Source organism: Duganella sp. AC917 (genome assembly GCF_979258245.1).
This window is the reverse complement of the sequence record NZ_OZ409848.1, coordinates 253,721-276,928: the sequence shown is the minus strand read 5'-3', so window position 1 is coordinate 276,928 and position 23,208 is coordinate 253,721. Positions and strand designations below refer to the sequence as shown.

The window sequence follows — 23,208 nt, the reverse complement described above, 5'->3', positions numbered from 1 at the left end:
CCCGTCGGCAGTCTACTATCCTGTTCCACCCAGCATCCACCCCATTCGGCACTAACGCTTCCTCCACCGGAAGCGTGCGCCCGCGCTTGCATGCGGGCCGTCGCCCTGTGGGCGGATTCCTCCAGTTATTTTTCGATTGAGATCCTGATGCCACTGCCAAAATTACCTAGTAAGCCAGCGACTTTACTGTTGGCAAAAGATTATCCAAAAGCGACAGGGCCGCGTCCGGTTTCCGCCATTGCGGCGGTCGCCGACGTAGCGCCCACGCCAGCCTCCGCGCCGAAGAAGGCGGCGCCCGTCAAAGCAGTTCCCGTAGCGAAAACCAAAGCGGCGGCGCCGGTTGCCGCGCAAGTGGCGCCGGCCGCACCAGCCGCCCCAGCGCCAGCGAAAACCACCGCCAAGTCGAAGGCGGTGGCCGCTGTGCTCAAGGCCGCCCCGGCCGTGTTGAAGGCCGCCCAGGCTGCTCCTGCGCCCGCTGCCGCACCAGCGCCTGCGCCTGCGGTGGCCGCCAAGCCGGTCGCCAAAGCCAAGCAAGCCCCGGCCGCGCGCGGCAAGGTCACGCCGATCAGCGCCGAGGCGCCGCATCCGGCCAAGCACAAGAGCAACGAAGTGGGCATCAAGTCGTCGACCAGCCGTCACGCCGACCAGACCGGCACGACCAAGCTGTTCGTGCTTGACACCAACGTGCTGATGCACGATCCATCGTCGTTGTTCCGCTTCGAGGAACACGACGTCTACCTGCCGATGATGACATTGGAGGAGTTGGACAACCACAAGAAGGGCATGACCGAAGTGGCGCGCAACGCCCGCCAGGTGTCGCGCACGCTCGACGCGCTGGTCTCCAACACCGACGACGACGCCATCGAGAACGGCATCCCGCTGGCCAAGTTGGGCAACAAGGACGCCAAGGGTCGCCTGTACTTCCAGACGCGCATGCAAACGGCGGACCTGCCGGTGGGCCTGCCGGTCGGCAAGGCCGATAACCAGATCCTGTCCGTGGTGCGTTCGCTGGAGGCCGAACAGGAAGGCCGTCCGGTGGTGCTGGTGTCGAAGGACATCAACATGCGCATCAAGGCGCGCGCGCTGGGCCTGCCGGCCGAGGACTACTTCAACGACCACGTGATGGAAGATACCGACCTGCTGTACTCGGGTATCGTCCAGCTGCCGGACGACTTCTGGACCAAGCACGGCAAGGATCTGGAATCGTGGCAGGAAAACAAAAACGGACAAAGCGCGACGTTCTACCGCGTCACCGGTCCGTTCGTGCCGTCGCTGCTGGTCAACCAGTTCATCTTCCTGGAGCCGAAGAATGGCGAAGCGCCGTTCTACGGCCAGGTCAAGCAGATCAACGGCAAGACGGCCGTGCTGCAAACCCTGCGCGACTTCAGCCACAACAAGAACAATGTGTGGGGCGTCACGGCCCGCAACCGCGAGCAGAACTTCGCCTTGAACTTGCTGATGAATCCGGAATGCGACTTCGTCACCCTGCTCGGCCAGGCCGGTACAGGCAAGACCTTGCTGGCCTTGGCGGCCGGTCTGGCACAGGTGCTGGAAACCAAGCTCTACAACGAAATCATCGTCACCCGCGTGACGGTGCCGGTCGGTGAGGACATCGGTTTCCTGCCGGGCACCGAGGAAGAGAAGATGTCGCCGTGGATGGGCGCCTTCGACGACAACCTCGAAGTGCTCAACAAGTCCGATTCGGACGGTGGCGAATGGGGCCGTGCGGCAACGCAGGACCTGATCCGCTCGCGCATCAAGATCAAGTCGCTCAACTTCATGCGCGGCCGCACCTTCGTCAACAAGTTCCTGATCATCGACGAAGCGCAGAACTTGACGCCGAAGCAGGTCAAGACCCTGGTCACGCGTGCCGGTCCGGGCACGAAGATCCTCTGCCTGGGCAACATCGCGCAGATCGACACGCCGTACCTGACCGAGGGTTCGAGCGGCCTGACCTATGTGGTCGACCGCTTCAAGGGCTGGTCGCACAGCGGCCACGTGACCCTGGCGCGCGGCGAACGCTCGCGCCTGGCCGATCACGCCAGCGACGTGCTGTAATGTAGTAAAATAAATACGTACCTGTTAGCCCCGCCCGCAGCAATGCCGGCGGGGCTTCTTTTTTTCCGCAAACAGTTTCTGTCATCCAACCTATGCACAAGTAAACGTATTGATCCACGAAAGTTCTTGAATCCTGTGGCATCTTGTATAACACTACCATCCAAGTCATTGATTTCACCCGCCTTTCCGACCCCACAGCTGAGGTAAGACCATGGACATCCCGATCTTGATCCAGAAGCGTGGCGGCAGCCGGTATGGGGTGACCGTCCCGGACATTCCGGGCTGCGTGACCACCGGGGAGACGGTGGACAAAGCGATGAGCAACGCCACCAAGGCCATCTACGGCCACGTCGGCCAATTGGTCGAGCAGGGCAAATCGTTCGAGATCAAACCGTCCGAAGTGGAGTACCTGTCGCGCGAGCCCGACTACGCCGACGGCATCTGGGCCATGGTCAGCCTCGACCTGGCGAGGCTCGATGATCCGCCGGAAGGCTGATCGGCGGTATGCTGCTCGTTTCCCTTGACCTTCCCACGATTGGAAGGCATACAGTATGATCATCGAACCCGTGAAGGAGAAGTCGATGTATCAGCTACAAGTGGAAAACATGAGTTGCGGTCACTGCGTGGGCGCTGTGACGAAGGCGGTGCAGGCGGTCGACGCCACCGCCAAGGTCGATGTCGACCTGGCCACCAAAACCGTCAAAATCGACAGCGCCACCGCGCTGGCGCCATTGAAATCGGCGATCGCCGACGCCGGGTATCCGGTGGTTGGCGGCGCTTAAACCTCCCGTCAATTTCATTCCCCGCTTGCTGCGAGGCGGGGACTCCCTTTACTCCAACTCGGGATAGTGGCGGAAGATGCCGTCCTCGTTGAAGGGGATGCGCCGCTTCGAGCCGACGTAAGCGGCGATGTTGGGACGCGCGGCTACCTTGTCGCGCAAGGCCACCAGCCCGGGATACGACGGCTCGAGCTTGGCCATCGTCTTCGGGAACGCATAGCGCAAACCCTCGATTAGCTGGAACAGCGACAGATCGACATACGACAGCCGCGAGCCCACAGCCCAGCCGCCGCGCCCAGGATTGCGCTGCACCACGCCCTCGAAATAGTCCAGGAACTTCGGTATGCGCGCGGCCCGGAAGTCCTGCGCACGCGCCTTGGCTTCCTTCTTCTGATCTTCGTAGTACTTGTTGGTGGAGATCGGATGATGCGTGTCGTGCGCTTCGGCGACGATGTCGGAGATGGTCAGCTGCAGCTGGTTGGCCCACAATCGGCCCGCTTCCGCGCGCGGCGCCAGCCCGTGCCGTGCGCCGAGGAACATAAGGATATTGGCCGTCTGCCCGATCAGCAGCTCGCCCGCACGCAGCACCGGCGGCGCGAACGACGGGTGGTCGACCTTGTCGCCGTCCAGGCTCGCCATCAACGCCGGCATGCCCTTCTTGCGCCGCGCCACATCGTCGTACGGGATGGCCGCCTCCTCCAGCGCCAGCCGCACAAATTCGCCGCGGCCTTGCAGGCCGTCCCAGTAATAGAGTTGGTATGGTGTCGTCATGCGGATGATCGTAGCACCGCAGGCGCGGACCCGTCGCACGATGCCGCCGCCGGAAAGCTTTTCCGGCCACGGTTATAATCGCTTCCACACCCAACTATATGCTGTCCATGCCGCCCATGCCGCCAGTGCCACCGCTTGAACTACACATCGTCCTGATGGTCGCCGCTGCGGGATTCCTCGCCGGCGTACAAAACGCACTGGCCGGCGGCGGGTCGTTCATCACGTTCCCAGCCCTGCTGCTGGCGGGATTGAATCCGCTGGCCGCCAACATGACGTCGACCATCGCGCTGTTCCCCAGCCAGATCACGTCCGCCTACGCGGGGCGCAAACTGGTGGGCGACGTCGGTCCGCTGACGTTCCGCCAGATGCTGGTCATCAGCGCGATCGGCGGCGTTTTCGGCGCCGTGCTGCTGTTGAATACTCCGGCGTCGTTCTTCGAGCGGCTGGTGCCCTGGCTGGTGCTGTTTGCCACCAGCGTGTTCGCGTGGGGAAGCTTCCGCAAAAAGCCGCTGCACGCCGCCAGCGGCATGCCGCGCTGGGTGCTCGTGCTGGCGCAGGGCTGCATCGCGATCTATGGCGGTTACTTTGGCGGCGGGATCGGGTTTCTGATGCTGGCGGCGTTGACCGTCGCCGGGCAGCAGGTGCGCATGGCGGCAGCCACCAAGAACGTGCTGGCGATGGCCATGAACGCCGTGGCGGCGATGATCTTTGCCACGTCGGGGTTAATCAGCTGGGCGGCGGCGCTGGCGCTGTGCGTGGGCGGCATCGCCGGCGGCTTGTGCGGCGGTTGGTTGATCCACCGTTTGCCGGAGAAGGTGATGCGGGGATTCGTGGTGGTGGTTGGGGCGGCGTTGACGGTTTGGATGTTTGTGCGTTGATGCCATGATTCCGCGCGTAATTCATATCGAGGATCACATAGGGTGGTTACGCTGAATGCCGTAATCGGCCCTACGTGATTCAGATCGACACTTAGTCCAACATCCCGTTCAGCTTCTTCAGCTTCTTTCTGCGGCCAATGTAGCCGGCGCCCACCAACCCTGCGGCCAGCGCCAGCAAAGCCAGCGTCCCTACCGTTTTCTGCGCAGGCGTGAGATTGGCCAGCGTCTGCATTTCAAACCCGCTGACCTTGGCGTCGGCCGGCTCGGTTTTCGCAGACGACGCCGGCGCCGGGTCGGCCGGCTTGGCTTTCGCGCGCGGCGCCGGCACCGGTTGCAACTCCTGCGACTTCGCCTGCAGCACCTGCAAGTCCGCCAGCGCCGCCTGCATCGCGGCGTCGTTGGCCTGCTGCTGCCCCGGCGCGGTGGCCGCCGGCTGCGCGGACGGCGCCGAACCGCCGGCGCGACTCGCCGCAGCCGCGCCGCGCGCGATCGCCGGATTGGAACCGACGTTGGGCACGAACTGACCGGTGAACTCCGGCGCGATCTTCAACGTCGCCTTGCTGCACGAATCGGCGCTGCATGACACGCCGGCCTCCTTGATCGCCCGCGCATTCTGGCGCGTGAGATTGTCGCGCACCGCGTCGCCAGGCTGCCAGTATCCACGCTCGATGGCGCTCAGCATGCGGTCGGTCACCGCCTGGTACGCGCGCAGGTTGCCGCTGGCGGCAAAGCGCTCGCGCACTCTCAGGCCGTGGCGGTCGGCGACATAGGTGTCGTACATGCGCTGCCATTTGCTGCTGTCGACCACCTCTGGCACCGTCACCTGCCACGCCCACAAATAATCGACCACCCGGTTGATGTAGCGCGCGCCGGAATAACCCTCCTTCAGCATGCTGTCGGCCCACTTGGGATTGAGGTAGCGCGACTGCATCTCCTGGCCCATGTACTGCTCCAGCGTTTTGTGGCCCGGCTTGCGCGGATTGGACAGGTCGCTCACCACCACCTCCGGCGTTTTGCCGTCCACGCTGCGGATCGCCATCGCGGTGCCGCCCAGGTACTGGAAGAAGTCGTCGTTGTCCAGGGTCGCGAACAGGTTGCTGGAGCGGCTGTGCAGCGCGATCTTGCTGCCGCTGATGGCCTGCTTGAACAACTCGCGCCGCTGTACCGGATCGGCCTTGTCGTCGCCCCAGTAGCCAGCGCCGAAGGGATGGCTCATGCGGTTGATAAACACATCCGCCACTTCCTTCTCGTTCTTCCAGGCGTTCGTCAGCGGGATCAGCTTTTCGATCTGCGTGCCGTACGCGCCACTCGGCACGCCGAAAATGCGCACCGACGCCATGCGCCGCGCCTCGTCGATGGAGATACCGTTCGCCTGCAATGCCGCCGCCGTCTTGCGGCTATGCTCCTGCATCACGTTGCCCGACGGGCCGGCGTCGGAGGCCGCGCCCAGATCGTCCTGTTGTTGCGCCAGTTGCGCCGCCTTGTCCATCAACGCCAGCAGATTGCCGAACAAATCTCGGAACAAGCCCGACGAAATCAGCGTGACGTCGACACGCGGACGTCCCAACTCTTTGCGTGCGATCGCTTCAACGCCGGTGACGCGGCCGCGCTCATCCCAGGTCGGACGCACGCCCATCAGCGCCATCGCCTGTGCCTCCATGATGCCCTCGTGACGCGAGGTCTCCACGCCCCACAGGTTCATGGTCAATTTGTCCGGATAGACGCCGTGGCGCTTGCGGTAGTCGTCTACCAGTTGCAGCGCGAGTTTGGCGCCCGCCTCGTAGGTGGTCTTGCTGGGAATCCGCGACGGATCGAGGCCGAAGAAATTGCGGCCGGTTGGCAGCGCGTCGGGATTGCGCACCAGGTCCGCGCTGGCGCCGGCCGGAATATAGCGGCCCGACAGCGCCTCCATCAGGCGGTCCAGCTCCAGCGCGGCACTGCGTTCTATATCGTTTTCCAGCTGCGCGACGCGTTTGCTTTTTTGTTCGGCGGTGGCGGCCGTGTCGAGACTGACGACCGCGCGCGCCGTGGCGTTGCGCCGCTCCGCCGTCGGCGCCACGCCGAAGGTATGCAAACCGAAAGGCGTCAGCTTGTTGCCGGTGTCGTCCAGATATTCTTCCAGCGCCTCCATATCGGCTTCGGTCTTGAGCGCGGTCTTCTTCATGTCCTTCAACACGCCGCTCCTGGCCGCGATGCGGTTCAGCGCCACCAGATGGCTGCGCGCCAGCAGCGGGCTTTTTTGCTCGGCCACGCGGTAGTCGTTCAACAGCGCGCCAAGCTCGCGCAGGTCCGGATTGAGGCCGGCGATATCGAACGGTGGCGTCATGTGGTCGATGATGGTGGCCATGCCGCGTCGCTTGGCCTGTATGCCCTCGCCCACATCGTCCATCACATACGGATAGATGTTCGGCATGGCGCCGATCAGCGCCTCGGTCGGATCGTCCTCGGACAAGCCGGCCTCTTTACCGGTCAGCCATTCCTGCGTACCGTGGGTACCGATGTGCATCACCGCATTGGCCTGGAAGCTCTTTTGCAGCCACAGATAGAAGGCGATGTACTCATGGCTCGGCGGCATGCTCACTTCGTTGTGCAGCTTCTCCAGGTTCTGCTCCCACGCGCGGCCGGGCTGCGGCGCCATCAGCACGTTGCCGAAGCGGCGGGCCGGGTAGACGAAGAATTGCGTACCTTTGGCGTCGCGCCACAGCACCGGCGCGTTTTCCGGCTTGCCCCACGACGCCAGGATGGAATCCCGCAGCGCTTGCGGCAGTTTGTCGAACCACGCCTGGTAGTCGGCCAGCGGCACCAGCAAGGCCTGGCCGCTCTCGGCCAGATGCTTCAGGCCCGTCATGTAATCGCCTTTGGACTTGCCGGGATAATTGCCCCACTGCTGGATCTCGCCTTGCAGCTCGGCCTCGCCAGGCGGCAGGGCGTCGCCCGTTTGATAACCGTCGCGTTTCAGCCGCTGGACGATCTGCCACAAACTCTCCGGCAGCACGTTCAGGTACGCCGCGCCGATGGTCTCGGAACCGTGCGGATAATTAAAGTAGATCATGGCGATGCGCTTGTCGCCGTTGGCCTTCTGGCGCAAGGCCAGCCAGGCCGCCACGCGCTCGTTCAGGCGCTCGATGCGCTCTGCGATCGGCGTCTCCTCGACGTAGGCCAATCCGGTCTGCGCATCGCTGATACGCTCACGGCTTGCGACCACGGTCGGCTGTATCAGTCCCGCCATCTCGGCGCCGGCAAGTTGCCAGGTGCGTTCGATGATATCGAGACCGATCTTCGATTCGCGCCATTGGGCCGCCGTGTGCTGGCTCAGGGTGATGGCGTTGATCGCCGGGACGCCGATCTTGTCGAGCAGCGTGCCGGTATTGGCGGTGCCGCCGACCTTCATGCCCAGCGCGACGATCAGCTCGACGCGGCTTTTGCCATTTTCATCGAGCAGAAACCGCAGCGGCACATCATAGGGATAGCCGAACACCGGCAGCACGTTGTAGCCGCTCGCTTCGAGACGGGCGACGATGGCCGCCAGCGGCAAAGTCTGCCCGGCCACCAGGCTGGCGCGGTAGAAAGGCACGGCGATCCACGGCGCGCCGGTCTTGTAGTTGGCATAGCCCTGTAAATAATGCTCGTAGCTGCTGTAGGTGCGGTTGGCCGCGACATCGTACAGACCGACGTCCGGCATCGCGTGCACCGGCGCCACCGTCATGGTCGCGCCGAAATGCTGGCGCAGGATGTAGCGCAGCAGGTTGCCCATGTTCTCGATGCCGCCCTCGCTGTGATACTGCTGGATGGTCTTATCGTCCTGCACACCCATTTCCCGAACGCTGTCGTCGATAGCGCCGCCGACGGCAAACACCGGATGGCGCGATTTTCTCAGCGCCTGCAATTCGTCCTTCAGGCCCGCCATCGCCAGGCGGCTCCTGGCATTGACGACCGCCACATCGGCGATGGCAAGCGCATCGCGGTCGGCCTGCGTCATGCCGCTGTTGGGGATGATGCGGATAACGACGTTGAGCGCCTTGAGCTCCGCCTGCAAACCGCGCACGGCCAGCACCGCCGGGCGCGACTCGACGTCGCCCAGCATCAGCGCCAAGGTGCGCGGCGCCTGCGCCGAATGCACGTAGCCGACGATGAAAAAGGATATCAACAGCAGCAATACGACTTCCAGGGTGCCAAAGCGCTTACTCCGGAACATAAACAACCTTCCCGTCCGGCAGTTGGTAGGCGGTGCCCAGGCGCTTGCCGGAGCCGGACAATGGCTTGTCGCTGACGCGGCTCACCGTAATCTCGGCGCCCTTCTTGGTCAGCACTTCAACCCGGCCGTCCGCGCTCTTCTTGGCGATGGTGACTTCCGAATTCGGGTCCAGCAGGTCCATCATGTTCCAGGCCGAGAACAGCGCCAGCATCATGGCGACGATGAAGACGATGCTAGCGTCGAACAGGTTGGCGACGCCGGCCAGCGGGTCCTCGGTGTGCTCGCCGATGCGGCTGTAGCGGTGGCGGTTCATAAAGCGCATTGCCATATCAAGCCTCCACGCGGGTAAGATGCGGCTTGTGCGCGTGCGTCGCCAGCAAGCTTTCGGCGGCGTAGGCGATGTCGGTCAGGTCGCTGCGCAGCCAGTGCTCACGCACCAGGCTCAGAAGATAGGCGCACACGCTGCACGCCAGGCCGACCACGGTGGCGGTGAAGGCGGTGGTCATCGATTCGGCCATCTTCGGTAGATTGCCCTGCGCCAGACCGGCCAGCGAGATCCCCATCGGGATCAAGGTGCCCATCAGGCCGAGCGCGGGGCCGACCCGCACCACGAAGCGCACGCCGTCCAAGCGGCGCACGCCGGCGGCGTCGGCGCGCTGCACGACGCGTTCGAGGCGCGCATCGAGTCCGGGCTCGCCTTCCTGCGCGGTCAGCGCGGCGGCCATGTCGTGACGGGCGGTGGCGACCAGCATGCGCACGCCGCGCCGGCGCTCTATCCATTCGGCGCCGAAGGTGCCGAAGCACACCAGCATGTACAACGTGAGCGCGGCGATCCCCAGCAGCACGGGCAGATACAGCACATTGGAAATGGAATACAGCAGCGTCTCGATCGAGCGGATGGCCGCGTCGGCAGGCAGGTTAGGCATTGAAATGATCCAGCGACAGAAGCAAGCCACTCACCTCCCCGTGAGCAGCTTGAAAGGAAGCGCCTGGGCGCTTCCACCTCTTTGGCCGGTATCCGGGCTCGCAAGCAAATCCACCTGACCTTCCCATGCAAAAGCACAGTGGCACAGCGAGGCGGATAGTCGTCGGCGACGACGCTTGTTTACCGTTGCGGGGGCAGCACATGTTGGCTGGCTGGGCCAGCGCCATGTTTCCCGTTTAACTGCGCATCCAGACGGACGCGCGAGCACCAAAACCCGGCGATTATACGTGGTTCCGCCGCCGCCGGGCAGATCGGCCGGCGACACAGGGCTTACTTCGGATCGGCGAGACTTTGAAGGATGGGGCAATCGGGCCTGTCGTTGCCTTTGCAGCACTGCGCCAGGGTTTGCAGCGTATCGCGCATTTCCGTCAGTTCGGCGATACGCTGGTTCAGCTCATCGACATGGCCAAGCGCGATCGTTTTGACATCGGCGCTGGCGCGCTGCTTGTTCTGCCACAGCGACAGCAGGTCGCGGATCTGGTCAAGCGAAAAGCCGAGCGTGCGTGCGCGCTTGACGAAGCGCAGCGCGTGCAGGTCGTTGTCGCTGTAGATGCGGTAGCCCGATTCGCTGCGCCGCCCCGGCGGAATCAGCGCGATGCTCTCGTAGTAGCGGATCATCTTGGCCGAGACGCCGGAGGCGCTGGCCGCTTGCCCGATATTCATGGCTTCCCTCCTGCACTAGGGGCCTGCGGCTTCCACCGGCGCAGCAGCAGCGCGTTGCTGATCACGCTGACGGAACTGAGCGCCATCGCCGCCCCCGCGACCATGGGGTTGAGCAGGCCAAAGGCGGCCAGCGGAATGCCAACCAGGTTATAGATAAATGCCCAAAACAGATTCTGGCGGATCTTGCTGTAGCTGCGACGCGAGATCGAGATGGCGGCGGCCACCAGCGCCGGGTCGCCGCGCATCAGCGTGACGCCGGCGGCGTGCATGGCGACGTCGGTGCCGCTGGACATGGCGATGCCGACATCGGCGGCGGCCAGCGCCGGCGCGTCGTTGATGCCGTCGCCGACCATCGCGATGCATTTGTCCGACTGCTTCATGGCGCCGATGGCGGCGGCTTTATCGGCCGGCAGCATGTTGGCGACCACCCTGCCGATGCCGAGCGCCGCGCCGACGTGAACGGCGCTGCCCTGATTGTCCCCGGTCAGCAGCACGGTCTCGATGTTCAACGCATGCAGCGCTTCGATGGCGGCACGGGCGTTTGATTTGACACGGTCGCCAAAGGCCAGCAAGCCAAGCAAGCGCGCAGGTTGCGTAGACTGCTCGGCAAGCCACGACACGGTCAGGCCTTGTTGTTCCAGTTCGGCGGCGCGCGCAGCGAGCGTGGTGAGCGCGACACCCTGCTCTTGCATCAAGCGCGTGCTGCCGAGGATCAGCCGCATGCCATCGACCATCGCGGCGACACCGCGTCCGGGCAAGGCCGTGATGTCGGCGCCGACCAGCGCGCCGGCCGATCCGTCCCCGGCGGCCTGCTGCACCGCGCGGGCCAGCGCATGCTCGCTGCCACGTTGTACGGCCGCCGCCAGTTGAAGCAGGCGCGCCTTGTCGACGGCCCCTGGCGCCGGCTCGCACGCTGTTAGCGACGGCTTGCCTTCCGTGAGCGTGCCGGTTTTATCGAAGGCCACCGTGGTGATGCGGTGCGCCAGTTCCAGCGCCTCCGCATCCTTGATCAAAATGCCGTAACGCGCCGCCACGCCGGTGCCGGCCATGATGGCGGCCGGCGTCGCCAGTCCCAGCGCGCACGGACAGGCGATCACCAGCACCGCCACCGCGTTGATGATGGCCGTCTCGCCATCGCCTGACGCCAGCCACCAGCCCACCAATGTCAACAGCGCCAGCACCAGCACCACAGGCACGAATACCGCGCTGACGCGGTCCACCAGATGCTGCACCGGCGCCTTGGCCGCCTGGGCGTCCTCCACCAGGCGGATGATGCGCGCCAGCGTGCTCTCGGCGCCAACCGCCGTCACGCGCACCAGCAGCATGCCCTCGCCGTTGATCGCGCCCCCGGTCACCCGCTCGCCCACGTGGCGCGCCACCGGCAGGCTTTCGCCGGTGATCAGCGCTTCGTCCACGTGGCTGGCGCCCTCCACCACCACGCCGTCGACGGCGATGCGTTCGCCCGGCCGCACCACCACCATGTCGCCGGGTAGCACCTGGCCGATCGGCACCTCGACATCCTGGTCGCCGCGACGCACGCGCGCGGATTCCGGCCGCAGCACCTGCAGCGCGCGGATCGCGGACGTGGTCTGACGTTTGGCGCGCGCTTCCAGCCATTTGCCCAGCAATACCAGGGTGATAACGACGGCGGACGCCTCGAAGTACAGGTGCGGCGTAGCCGACGTGGCGGTCAGCAGCTGGTACACGCTCAGACCATAGGCGGCGCTGGTGCCGATCGCCACCAGCAGATCCATATTGCCGCTGCGGGCGCGCGCGGCCAGCCAGCCGGCCCGATAGAAACGCGCGCCGAGCCAGAACTGCACCGGCGTCGCCAGTAGAAATTGAAGGCGGCCGTCGAGCATCCAGTGGACGCCGGCCAGCTCGAGCAGCATCGGCAGGATCAGCGGCAGCGACAGCATCGCCGCCAACAGCACGGCGTAGCCGCTGGCGCCAGGGGCGATCACCGCCGGGGCGACGGGGGCGAAAGTCGCCGGCGCGGGCGTAGCCTGGTAGCCGGCCTTGTCGATCGCCTGTCGCAGCACGTCGAAGTCGATCGGCAGCGCCGATTCCACGCGCGCCATCTCGGTCGCCAGATTGACGCTGACCTGTTTGACGCCATCGACGCCGGCGAGCACGCGCTCGACGCGTCCGACGCAGGATGCGCAGCTCATGCCTTCGATCTTGATCGATTGCAATACGGGTTTTTCAGGGACAGTGCTCATTATGGGAACTCGAAGTAACAGCGAATGCCGATAGCTTCAAGTATCCCACGATTGGAAGGTCAAGCGTTTTTTCGCAGGCGGATCAGCGGACTTCGCAGTCAACCGCTGCCGCTTTGGGCGCGGCGCTGCCCGCAGTAGAGGTGGTCGTGCTGCTGGTGAACGCAGGCGGGGGCGCGAACTTCAATCCCGGGTTGTTCGGCACGGTCACCGGCGGCATCGTATTATTTCGCGTGTAGCCGAACTGGCCCGCGCTGAAGTTCAGCGAACCGCCCGTGTTGGTGACGTTGATCATGCCGTCGATAACATGCACATACAAGCCGGGCGGCAGCGTGGCGCTCGTCGGCGCCGCCGGACCCTGCGCCAGCATCAACGGCTTCAACGGCGCTGTCAGTGGATCCAGCGACGCGGTACTGGCCATCAGATAGGCTTCGCGCGCGGCAGCGGCCACGGCAACTTCCTCGGCTGACGGCTCGACCAGATCGGCGATGAAGGTGGTGCCGCGGATGCCGATGGTGGCGCTCGGCGTCTTCATCGAGAACTTTTCCTTGTTGCGCTTGCCCAGCAGGCCGGTGACCGAGCGCAATCCTCCTTTGACCAGGCTGAACGATGCCTGGTCACCGTCGGGCTTGCCGGCGTCGAAGGCGAAATTCTCGACCTTGAACGTGGTGCCAGGCTTGAGCGTGATCTCGCTGTTGTCGATGAACTTGACCAGCGCATAAGTGTTCTTTTCCGTCACCAGCGTGTCGCCGCTTTCCACTTCCGATCGCAGCGACAGGACGCGCACGCCGCCGTCGGATTTTTTGGCGAGCAACGGGCCGCTCAGCTGCGTGATGGTGCCGGCCACCTGCGCCGCCCAGCTCGCGCTGACCGCACCGCAGAACACCAGCAGCATCAGCCCCTGGAGCAGGTGCTTGGTTGCAACATACCTAGTTGCAGTAGGTTTTCTTAGGAAGGACATTTTCTTTTCCGGTTTTTTCGGTGGTGGTGGGGCTGCCGCTTTGTGACTTCGGCTCGCTCGACAGTGGCTCGTCGGCTTTGTCGCCGGCCACCTGGGACGGGTTGGCACTGCCGTGCGCGACGGTTTTGATGACTTCGTTACTTGCCAGCAGCACCGGCTTGACCGGCTCGCTCGCTGTGGGTGGCGACAGGACCTGGCAGAGCGCGGAGTTCGGCGCGACGACGCAGATGTCCGCCGACACCGGCGCCGGTGTCGGTGCGGGCGTCGGTGTTGGCACCGGCGTCGGCGTCGGGGCGGGCGCCGGTGTTGGCACCGGCGTCGGTGCCGGCGCTGGCGTAGGTGTTGGCGCCGGCGTCGGCTCCGGTGTGGGTGTTGGCGCCGGGTTTGGCGCTGGGGTTGGGGTCGGCGTCGGCGTCGGCGTTGGAGCTGGTTCCGGAGTTGGGGTTGGGGTCGGCGTTGGAGTCGTCGGTTCCGGCGCCGGGGTCGGCGTCGGCGTTGGCGTCGGGGTCGGCGTCGGCGTAGGCGTAGGCGTAGGCGTTGGTGCCGGGTCCGGCGCCGGTTCTGGAGTCGGCGTAGGCGTCGGCGTCGGCGTTGGCGTCGGCGCCGCCAGCGTGATTTGCTTGTAGCCATTCGAGCCGACGACAGTACTATCAGCGTCCAAGTCGAAACCGCTCGCCGTCATCGTCACGGCGCCCTCGCTCGAAGTCACGCTAGAACCGCTGCCGAAAGTCATCGTGTTATCCGGATCATAACTATTACCGGCCACCAGGCTGATGTCGCCAGAGTAGGAACGCACCACCCCCTCGATCGTCAGTGGGCCCTGGGCTCGTAGCGTGATGGCACCCGTATTGCTGATCACGCCATACTCGCCATCGTCCGGCAGCGGCGACGGCGCGGCGGCGATCAGCATCGCGCCGTTGTTGTCGATGGTGATCGCACCGTTGTTGTCGCCGCCGACGGAAATCTGCTGCGCTTTTGTCACCGTCAAATTGTCCGCATACGCCGTGTTGTTGACGTTGGCGATACGAATCGGGGCCCGGCTGCCTCCACCTGCGCGGTTGACCGCCGACAAGTACGAAACCTTGGTCAACAACGGCGATAAGATCGAGCCGATGCCGTCCGTGGCGTACATGGTCAGATGTTTGGCGGTGATGGGCGTGCCAAAGATGCCGCCGGCCGTGGTGATGGCGCCGTCGACGTCGAGTGTCACGTCGCCATCGCTATCGATGCCGCTGATCTTGTACACGTCACCGCCGGCCAGCGTCGCGATAGCCGTATTGAAGCTGTTCTTGAACGCAAAGTCGTGACCGGCGCCCTGCTGCGACACCGCCAGATTGACCACCCGGTTGCCGGCGTTGTTAAGCGTGATGGCGCCCGCGTTGGCGACGGCCAGATTCTCCACGTTGATGGCGCCGGTTTGGGTGATGCTGCCACCACTACTCAACAACGCGATGCTGGTGGTGCCCGGATCCCGCTGTGCCCCCTGGGATCCCGAGTGGGAGATGCCCGCGACGGCGATGCCGACCACATTGTGCGCCGGGTCCTGGCTGCCGATCACGACAGTGGACGCCTTGAAGGCGCGGAGATCGCCGATCAGCAGACAGTTGACGGAATTGGCGCACGCGTCGGCGCCCAGTTCAATATGATAGCCGCCGGAGGCCGGCCGGATGCTGGCCAGATCGGCCGTCACCTTGGCGTCCAGCACCAGCGAGTTGGCCGCGATCGCCACCGTGTCGGCGCGCGCCGCCGCGCTGACGTTCACCGCCAGCGCGTCCAACGTCAGCGTACCGTTGATCCTTGTCGAGGCGTCGATCAGCACGTTAGCCGTGCCGCCGGAACCCAGCGTCAGGTTGCGCACGTAGCCGCTGGAACCGGTCAGGTCGAGCGAACTGGTCACAGCGACCGTGCCGCTGGCGCTGCCACTGGCGATGGTGACGTCCGCGTTGTCGATTTTCTTGAGCATGTCCGCGGTCACGGCCATCTGATTGGCCCGGTTCACGACAACGCCGTCGCCGACATCGACGTCGCCGGCAGCCGTGATCACCACCTTGGCCCCGCTGCCCTGGCCGCTGATGCGGCCACCGGCGCCAAGCACCAGGGTTTTGGCGTCGATGCCGATTGCATCGCCTGCGCCGACCTTGCCGTTGATGTTGACGGCGTTGCCGGACAGCGCCAGCGTATTGCCCCGGGTGTCGAGCGTAGTGGCGCTACCCAGCGAGGCGATGGTCAACGTGCCGCTCCCGGTGGCGGTGCCGCCGTCGTTGTCGTTGGCCGACAAGCGGATCGCGCCGTTCATCGCCAGGGCGGCGTTGACGTTGATGTTATTGCCCGCCTGCGCCGTCAGACTGACGCCGCTGTTGACGTTGTGGACCGCCGCGCCGAAGGTGATATCGTGGCGCGCCTGCAGCACCACGTTGGCGGTGGCGCCACTCAACACGCCGGAATCGACCTCGGTCACGCGGTTGTCCACCTGGTCGAACGACGCCAGCTCGGACAGCGGCGTATCGAGATGGGAATCCTTGATGACGGAGATGTCGTAGGGATCGAGCAGCCAGGTGCCATGCTTGCCGCCCAGCCCGGTGACGGCGCCGGCATCCACACGCGCGCCGGCCACGTCCAGATAATGGCCGGAGGTTTCGATCAGGCCGCCATTGCCGCCCCCCGCCCCGCCGCGCGCCGACAAGGCGCCGTGCATGCGGGTGGCCTCGTCGCTCCATACCACCAGCTTGCCGCCGTCGCCACTGGCGCCGGCGTCCGCGCTGATCGTCACGTCGCGGCCGACAAAGGTTTGCCGGGCGGTCGGCAGCGCGGCGGCCTTGCCGTCGCCCTTGCCCTGATAATCGCCGCCCACCAGCACCGTGCCGCCGCCCGTCGCGCCGCTGGCGTCGACCACGGCGTTGCCGGTCAGGCCGACCCGCTCGCCCAGCAGTGCGATATCCCCGCCAGTGTTGATATTGGCGCCGCGCGCGCTGGTGACGCTGCCCGCCTCCAACAAGGTCGTGCCGGCCGCTTTTAAAATGATTTGGCCGCGCTCGCCGAGCACCGCGCTGTCGGCGTTGATCGTGCCGCGCTGGTTGACCAGCGCGCCGTACACGCCAACGCGTCCGCCCCGGGCCACAATGCTGCCCAGGTTGAGCACCTGGTCGGCCGGCGCCGACACCACCACCTGCACGTTCGGGTCGCTGGAATCGAACAGCTGCACGCTGTGGCCCGCCGCCAGCACAACGTCGCCGTTGGGCGACGAAATGACGCCGCTGTTTTCCACCGCCGGCGCGATCAGGAAGATCTGGCCGCCACCTGGCGTGGTCAGCGTGCCCTGGTTGACGACCTTGCCCGCGCCGGCGTCGCCGGCGAAGTTATTTTTACCGGCCAGGAAGTCGGCGTTGGAGATGGCCAGGCTGGAGGCCACCAGGCCGCTGACATCGACCCGCGAGCCGGCGCCGAACAGCACGCCGTTCGGATTGATCAGGAACACCTTGCCGTTCGATTGCAGCGAACCGAGAATGCGGCTCGGGTCCTGTCCGGTGATGCGGTTCAGGACCTTGCTGTCGGCGCTCTGCTGGATGAAGCGGGTGACCTCGCCCGCGTTCACCGAAAAACTGCGCCAGTCGATGATGGTGTTGGGCGTATTGGTGATCGAATACAGATTGCCCTGCTGGGTGAAGCTGGCCGCGCCGTGCACCACGGTCGGCGCCACCGGATTGGCCATGGCCGTGCCGAAGGCCGCCGCCACCAACACGGCCAGTACCTTGCGGCGCAGCTTCGCGGACGGCGGCTGGCGGCGGATAAGATGGCTGGGATCGGTGTGGTGGTTGTTCATGGTGGTTTTCCAGAATGTTTAATAAGCCAGACCCACGCGCAGGTGCAGGCGGTTGGCGTCGGCGTGGCCGGTAGCGCCGGCGCGCAGCACATGGCCATAGTCGAGTTGCAGGTTGACATAGGTCGACAGCAGCACGCGCACGCCGACGCCGGCGCTGCCGATGGAGGTGCTTTCCAGTTCACCCGGCAGCGCGTGGTTGCGCTTGATGTAGGCGTTGTCGAAGAAACCGAGCAGGCGGCAATTCCACGCCTGGCGGCTGCACAGGTTGGGGGTGTATGCCTCCAGGTTGACGGCGACGCCGCTGTCGTTGGAAATTTCGCGTTCGACGAAGCCGCGCACCGAGGTGGCGCCGCCGGCGCCGAACTGCTCGCCCGGAATCAGCGCGTCGCGGCTGTACTGGCCGTTGGCGATGGCGCGCAGCTGCCAGTCGCTGGCCAGCGCGCGCGTCACGCTGCCGCCCAGGCGCAGCACGGTGTAGTCGGCCTTGGCGCCGTTGCGCGCCAGCGTGAAGTCGCTCTGACCACCCTTGGAGCCGCCGGAGATGTTGCGCAGCAGCGTGATCTGGCCGCCGATCTCGCCCGCCTTCAACGGCAGGCTGCCCGTGTAGGCGATGCTGAGCGGATGGACGGTGACGTCGTTGCCGAGGTTGCCCAATTGCTGGCCCACCAGCTCGACGTTGTTCTTGAACGCCTTGACGTCGACGCCATAGGTCAGGCGCGCGTCGTAGTCGCCGCGCTTGGCCAGCGACTGGTTGTAGCGCGCGCCATAGACGGCGCCCCGGCCGCTGACGGCCAGGTTGAACAACCCGGCCGAAACGGTGCCGGAATCGACGTTGGAATAGCTGGCGAAAAAGTCCAGCGAATCGCCCAGCGCGTAAAGCGGAATGTGGTAGCCGGCGCCGTACACCTTGACCCGGCCCGGCTCCTCGGCCGAGGTGGTGTACTGCAGCGAGGCGACGTGGTCGAGGCCGAACAGGTTGGCGTTCTGCAGCACAAAGCCCAGATGGGTCTTGCCGGTCTGCTCGGTGCCGGTGTTGTCGACGTTGGCCATCGCCTTCCAGATACTTTCGTCCTTAACCTCCAGCACGGCGTCGACCTCGTCGTCCTTCTCACCGGCCTGCAGCTTGAGCGTGATCTGCCTGGACGGATTCTCGTTGCCTTGCTTGAGATTGGCCGAGACAGCCTTCAGGTTCGGCGTGCGCCCCTCCTGCAGCGCGGGCAGGCTGCGGCGGATATTGGCTTCATCGAAGTAGCGGTTATTCTTGACGGCGACCCGGCCGATTTTGGTTTCCACCACGCGCAGCAGCACCACGCCACGGTTGAGTTCCTGCTCGGGCAGTTCGACGGTGACGACGTTGTAGCCTTGCGCGTGGTAGGCCGCCTCGAGCGCCTCGAGCGCGCGCTGGACGTCGCCGAAGTCGCGCGTGGTGCCCGTGAATGGCGCCAGCAGTTGCGCGATCTGACCCGCCGGCAGCAGCGTGTTGCCTTTGACTTCGAAACGGGCGATGTCGAAGCGGATGGCGGCGCTGTCGGCCGCAGCAGGCGCACCGGCCCACGCCGGCGACACGGCGACGGCAAGGATGGAGCCAACCAGCAGGCGGGGGACATGATCAATCATTATCAACTCTACAAACTTTCACTTCTATCATCTTTTGGAAATGTTAATTGTTCGGCACAACGAGACGCACTGACTCCTCCGATGCTAACATGTTTCGCATAAGAATGATGCCCTATTGCAATTATCAATTGTTAAATCGCCGTGCCCGGTGTTGGATTTCGGGCCGTTTTCCGACGCTATTTGGTTTCAAATGTCGTGACGCCATCCCAGTTGTCGCCGGGCGGATGGGCACGGTAGTAGGCGATGCGTTCCGTGTATAAGGAATACAGTCGATCATCGGGCGCGAAATCATGCAACTGGGCAATTAGCGACATGGCGCTATCCCACTGTTGCGCCCTGACGGCGGCCAGCGCCTCGTGCCAGCGCGACAGCGCGTCCAACGCGGCCGTGTCCAGCGTTCCGGCCGGCGCCAGCGGCTCGAAGATGGCGACCGGCTCGCGCTTGCCCTTGACCCGCACCAGATCCAGCTCGCGGTAGGCGAACTCCGGCGCCGCCGCGCGGGTGGCCGCGCCGACCGCGATGCCGACGCCGTAGACCTTGGTGATGCCCTCGAGCCGCGAACCGAGGTTGACCGCGTCGCCCATGACGGTATAGGCGCGGCGGATCTTCGAGCCCATGTCGCCCACGTGCATCAGGCCGGTGTTGAGGCCGATGCCGATCTTTAGCGGCGGCCAGCCGCGCGCGATGAAGTCGGCGTTGAGCCGTTGCGCGCTGGCCTGCATCAGCAGCGACGTGGCGACGGCGCGGCTGGCGTGGTCGGCAAAGGCCACCGGGGCGCCCCAGAACGCCATGACGGCGTCGCCGATGTACTTGTCGAGCGTGCCGCGATGGCTGTCGCGGATGTCCTCCGACATCGCCGTCAGGTACAGGTTGATGTATTCGCGCAGCGCCTTCGGCGTCAGGCCCTCGGAAATGGTGGTGAAGCCGCGCACGTCGACGAACAGCACCGTCAGCTCGCGGCTTTCGCCGTCCATATTGTATTGCTCGGGATTGGCGGCCATCTCGGCCACCAGCTCCGGGGCGACGTATTCGCCAAAGCGCGACACCAGCGCCCTGCCCTTGCGCACCTCGAAGAAGTAGCCCCACGCCACGTTGAACACGAAGATGGTGACGATGACGATCAACTGCATCGCCAGGTGCAGCAGCAGGTCGCGCTCGCTGTACAGGTAATAGTTGAAAGCGATGCTGGCACCCAGCGCGGCGGCACCCAGCAAGATCGCCTGCAACGGCGCCAACGCCGGCAGCGCGAAGGTCAGCAGCAGGCCGGCCAGCAGGATCAGGCCGGCCTCGGCGGCGATCGCGGTGTCCGGGCGGGCCTTGAAATGGCCGTCGAGGATGGACTTGATGATGTTGGCGTGGATTTCGACACCGGGAAACTCGGGGTTGACGGGCGTGGCGCGCAGGTCGACCAGTCCCGGCGCGGTGGTGCCGATCAGCACCACCGCGCCCTGCAGCAGTCCGGCCGGCGCGCGCCCGGTCAGCACGTCGGCCGCCGACACGTAGCGGAAGGCGCCGCCGCGCGGCCCGCCGCCGCCACGGAACTGGATCACCGTCGTCATCGCCTCGCCCACCGGGATCAGGCGCTGGCCGCCGGGCAGGAACAGCGACAGGAAATCGTAGCCGCCGCTGTCCTGCTGGTTTTGCGACATGCGGTCCACCGAGCGGTCGAGGTAGGGTTTGATGGCGCGTGCCTTCAGGTACACGCCGGCCGTGGCCAGCGACAGCGACGGGTAGTAACCGGCGCCGACCTGCTGGATCAGGCCGGCGGTGCGGACGATGCCGTCCGGATCGGTGACCACCGAGAAGCTGCCGGCGCCGGCGGCAGCGCGTGCCAGCGGCGCGACGTTGGCCTCGTAGCCGTCGGCCGAATAGGCCAGCAGTTCGCGTCCGTTCAGCTCCTGTTCGGTGAACAGCGGCGCCGGCAGCGCGCCCTTGACCTGGTCCGGCGACAAATTAAAGCCGAGCACCACCGGCTGGCCTTGCAGCGCGGCGGCGAACAGTCCGTCGTAGTCCATCGCCGGACGCAGTTGCGCGAGCCGTTCGCGCAGCGCCGGCACGTCTTTGAGTTCGCCGGTCGACAGTTTTTCCAGCACGCCGTAGCCGGAACTGGTGTCCGGCTCGGGGAACGAGATATCGTAGCCGACCGCGCCCACCCCGTAGTGCCGGGTCAGCTGCGAGACCAGCCGCGCCTGGATGTCGCGGCTCCACGGGAAGCGGCCGAACTCGGTCAGCGCCTTGCCGTCGATGTCGACGATGACGATGCGCGGATCGAGCACCGGCGGCTGCAGCTTCATGCGCTCGCCGGCGATCAGGCTGTCGAGGCGGGCGACGGTGCCGTTGTCGTAGAAACCCAGTGCGTAGGCCGCGCCGAGCGCGGTGACGAGCAAGCCCAGCAGCCAGCGCGGGCCGGACTTGAGCAGCGTTTTGGCCCACCGTCTCCACTGTGACAAGGGCGCTCCTTACGGCGTGTAGCCGGGAATCTGCGATTCGTCGATGACGTCGATCTGCCGCTCGTCCATGTTCTTGCGGGCGAATTCCAGATAGATCTTGCTGCGGATGAAGATGTCGAACAGGTCCGGGTCGATGTGGCCGTTGAGCGAGAAGTGGCCGAGGATGCGCAGCGATTCCGACAGCATCTTGCCCTTCTTGTACGGGCGGTCCTTGGCCGTGAGCGCCTCGAAGATGTCGGCGATCGCCATCAGTCGCGCCTGCACCGACATCTGCTCGCCGGTCAGGCCGCGCGGGTAGCCCTTGCCGTCCATGCGCTCGTGGTGGCCGCCGGCGTACTCGGGCACGTTCTTCAGGTGCTTGGGCCACGGCAGCGCCTCGAGCATGCGGATCGTCACCACGATGTGGTTGTTGATGATCTTGCGTTCGGCCTCGGTCAGCGTGCCGGAGCGGATGGTCAGGTTCAATACCTCGGCGGCGTCGAGGAAGTCGGCCTCGGCGCCGTCCGGCCCGGTCCAGCGGCGCGCGGCGATCTCGCGCACGCGCTGCTGGTGCTCGGCCGACATGGTCTCGGCGCCGATGTTGGCAAAGCGGATGAAGTCGCGCTCGTCGCGCAGCGTGGCCTGCTGTCGCGCCAGCGCGGCGTCGGTGGCGGCCAGCCGTGCGGGGTCGCCGCCGGCCGCCAGCTTGTCCTTGAGGGCGGCGATCTCGGCGTCGCGCAGCAGCACCTCGAAGCGGGTGTCGATGGTGTCGATGCGGTCGCTGATGGTCTCGAGCTTGGTGGCCTTGTCGACCACGTGCACCGGCGTGGTGATCTTTCCGCAATCGTGCAGCAGACCAGCCAGCCACAGCTCCTTGCGGTCGGCGTCGGTCATGCGGAAGCCGGCCATCGGACCGGTTTCGGTGGCGTGCACCGCCTCGGCCAGCATCATCGTCAGCTCCGGCACGAACTGGCAATGGCGCCCGGTGTACGGCGACTTTTCGTCGATGCCGATGTTGATCAGGTTGACCAGCGACTCGAGCAGCTCCTCGAGCTGGCGGATCAGGCGCTGGTGCGTCAGCGCCACCGCCGCCTGCGCGGCCAGCGCCTCGATGAAGCGCTGGTCGGTCGACGAGAACGCGCGGATGGCGCCGCTCTCGGCGTCGATGGCGTTGATCAGTTGCAGCACGCCGACCAGCTCGCCTTCGTGGTCGCTCATCGGCACCGTCAGGAACGATTGCGAATGGTAGTTGCGCTGGCGGTCGAAATCGACCATGCCGGAGAAATTGAAGACGTCGGCCTGGTAGACATCCTCGATATTGACCGAGACGCCGAAATGGGCCGCGTACGCCGCCACCGAAGCCAGGTTCTTGCCGCCGCCGGCGTCGTACAGCGCGATCGGCGGCGCGGTGACCGGCACGCCGTTGGCGCCGCCCTGGCGCATGCCCAAGGTATCGTTCCACAGGATATTGAACTCGAGGGCGCGCTTGTCCGCGCTGGGACGGTACAAGGTGCCGCCGTCGGCGTTGGTGATGCTCTTGGCGACGATCAGTATCCGTTCCAGCAACGAATCGGTATCGTGGCTGGCGCCCAGCTCCACACTGAGCTCCGTCAACTGGTCGAGACGCTGGGCAATCTGCGATGGATTCAACTCTAGCATGATTGTTTTTTTGTTACCGTTGGAGGGAAGTGACTGGCATCGTCGCAGTGTCGAGTGTAGCCGCAGTGCAAGCTGTTGTACATCCAGAAATGTGCAGTGCGGCAAAATTGCGCGCCACGACGCGGTTTCTTGTTCTGTTTCGCCCCCTGTGGTGGAAAAAAAAGCTATCATCGG

15 protein-coding genes and 1 riboswitch are annotated in these 23,208 nt (G+C 65.2%); of the genes, 4 read left to right on the top strand and 11 right to left on the bottom strand.

Annotated elements, in window-relative coordinates; translation table 11 throughout:
- The first annotated feature begins 147 nt into the window (after positions 1-147).
- From ACZ0BA_RS01205 to ACZ0BA_RS01195, 3 genes are all read left to right on the top strand, one after another.
- Positions 148-2,058 (top strand): PhoH family protein, encoded by a 1,911-nt coding sequence (locus tag ACZ0BA_RS01205; RefSeq protein WP_463449546.1) that lies wholly within the window; start codon positions 148-150, stop codon positions 2,056-2,058.
- A 211-nt stretch (positions 2,059-2,269) separates the two neighbouring features.
- Complete coding sequence (locus ACZ0BA_RS01200) at positions 2,270-2,554, top strand: type II toxin-antitoxin system HicB family antitoxin (RefSeq protein WP_463449545.1); 285 nt, start codon at positions 2,270-2,272, stop codon at positions 2,552-2,554.
- Between the two features lie 85 nt (positions 2,555-2,639).
- Positions 2,640-2,840 carry a heavy-metal-associated domain-containing protein gene (locus tag ACZ0BA_RS01195; protein ID WP_463454689.1) on the top strand — a complete coding sequence of 67 codons (201 nt, stop codon included), beginning with the start codon at positions 2,640-2,642 and terminating at the stop codon, positions 2,838-2,840.
- A gap of 48 nt (positions 2,841-2,888) precedes the next feature.
- On the opposite strand, the gene ACZ0BA_RS01190 is transcribed toward ACZ0BA_RS01195, so the two are convergent.
- On the bottom strand, positions 2,889-3,608 hold the full coding sequence (locus ACZ0BA_RS01190) for a glutathione S-transferase (protein WP_463449544.1): 720 nt from the start codon (positions 3,606-3,608) through the stop codon (positions 2,889-2,891).
- A gap of 116 nt (positions 3,609-3,724) precedes the next feature.
- Here ACZ0BA_RS01190 and ACZ0BA_RS01185 point away from each other — a divergent pair, with 116 nt between their 5' ends.
- Positions 3,725-4,486, top strand: coding sequence for a sulfite exporter TauE/SafE family protein (locus tag ACZ0BA_RS01185; RefSeq protein ID WP_463449543.1), 762 nt, complete (start codon positions 3,725-3,727; stop codon positions 4,484-4,486).
- 91 nt (positions 4,487-4,577) lie between these two features.
- Here ACZ0BA_RS01185 and ACZ0BA_RS01180 read toward each other — a convergent pair whose 3' ends face one another.
- From ACZ0BA_RS01180 to ACZ0BA_RS01135, 10 genes are all read right to left on the bottom strand, one after another.
- On the bottom strand, positions 4,578-8,681 hold the full coding sequence (locus ACZ0BA_RS01180) for a cobaltochelatase subunit CobN (protein ID WP_463449542.1): 4,104 nt from the start codon (positions 8,679-8,681) through the stop codon (positions 4,578-4,580).
- Positions 8,668-9,009 carry a DUF2149 domain-containing protein gene (locus ACZ0BA_RS01175; protein WP_229210296.1) on the bottom strand — a complete coding sequence of 114 codons (342 nt, stop codon included), beginning with the start codon at positions 9,007-9,009 and terminating at the stop codon, positions 8,668-8,670. Before ACZ0BA_RS01175 ends, ACZ0BA_RS01180 begins: the two co-directional genes overlap by 14 nt.
- 1 nt (position 9,010) lies before the next feature.
- The gene (locus ACZ0BA_RS01170) at positions 9,011-9,607 is read right to left on the bottom strand and encodes a MotA/TolQ/ExbB proton channel family protein (protein ID WP_463449541.1); all 597 of its coding nucleotides are present in this window, start codon (positions 9,605-9,607) and stop codon (positions 9,011-9,013) included.
- Positions 9,608-9,673: 66 nt separating this feature from the next.
- Positions 9,674-9,893, bottom strand: a riboswitch (cobalamin riboswitch).
- Positions 9,894-9,936: 43 nt separating this feature from the next.
- Positions 9,937-10,329: a Cu(I)-responsive transcriptional regulator gene (gene cueR, locus ACZ0BA_RS01165; RefSeq protein WP_463449540.1), complete on the bottom strand. Its 393-nt coding sequence runs from the start codon at positions 10,327-10,329 to the stop codon at positions 9,937-9,939.
- Positions 10,326-12,551 (bottom strand): heavy metal translocating P-type ATPase, encoded by a 2,226-nt coding sequence (locus ACZ0BA_RS01160; RefSeq protein ID WP_463449539.1) that lies wholly within the window; start codon positions 12,549-12,551, stop codon positions 10,326-10,328. Before ACZ0BA_RS01160 ends, cueR begins: the two co-directional genes overlap by 4 nt.
- A gap of 82 nt (positions 12,552-12,633) precedes the next feature.
- Complete coding sequence (locus ACZ0BA_RS01155) at positions 12,634-13,509, bottom strand: FecR family protein (protein ID WP_463449538.1); 876 nt, start codon at positions 13,507-13,509, stop codon at positions 12,634-12,636.
- The gene (locus ACZ0BA_RS01150; protein ID WP_463449537.1) at positions 13,478-17,329 is read right to left on the bottom strand and encodes a two-partner secretion domain-containing protein; all 3,852 of its coding nucleotides are present in this window, start codon (positions 17,327-17,329) and stop codon (positions 13,478-13,480) included. Before ACZ0BA_RS01150 ends, ACZ0BA_RS01155 begins: the two co-directional genes overlap by 32 nt.
- 18 nt (positions 17,330-17,347) lie before the next feature.
- A complete protein-coding gene (locus tag ACZ0BA_RS01145) occupies positions 17,348-18,946 on the bottom strand; it encodes a ShlB/FhaC/HecB family hemolysin secretion/activation protein (RefSeq protein WP_463449536.1) in 1,599 nt (532 codons plus the stop codon).
- 176 nt (positions 18,947-19,122) lie between these two features.
- On the bottom strand, positions 19,123-21,396 hold the full coding sequence (locus ACZ0BA_RS01140; protein ID WP_463449535.1) for a CHASE2 domain-containing protein: 2,274 nt from the start codon (positions 21,394-21,396) through the stop codon (positions 19,123-19,125).
- Positions 21,397-21,405: 9 nt separating this feature from the next.
- Positions 21,406-23,034, bottom strand: coding sequence for an HD domain-containing phosphohydrolase (locus tag ACZ0BA_RS01135; RefSeq protein ID WP_463449534.1), 1,629 nt, complete (start codon positions 23,032-23,034; stop codon positions 21,406-21,408).
- Between the last annotated feature and the right edge of the window lie 174 nt (positions 23,035-23,208).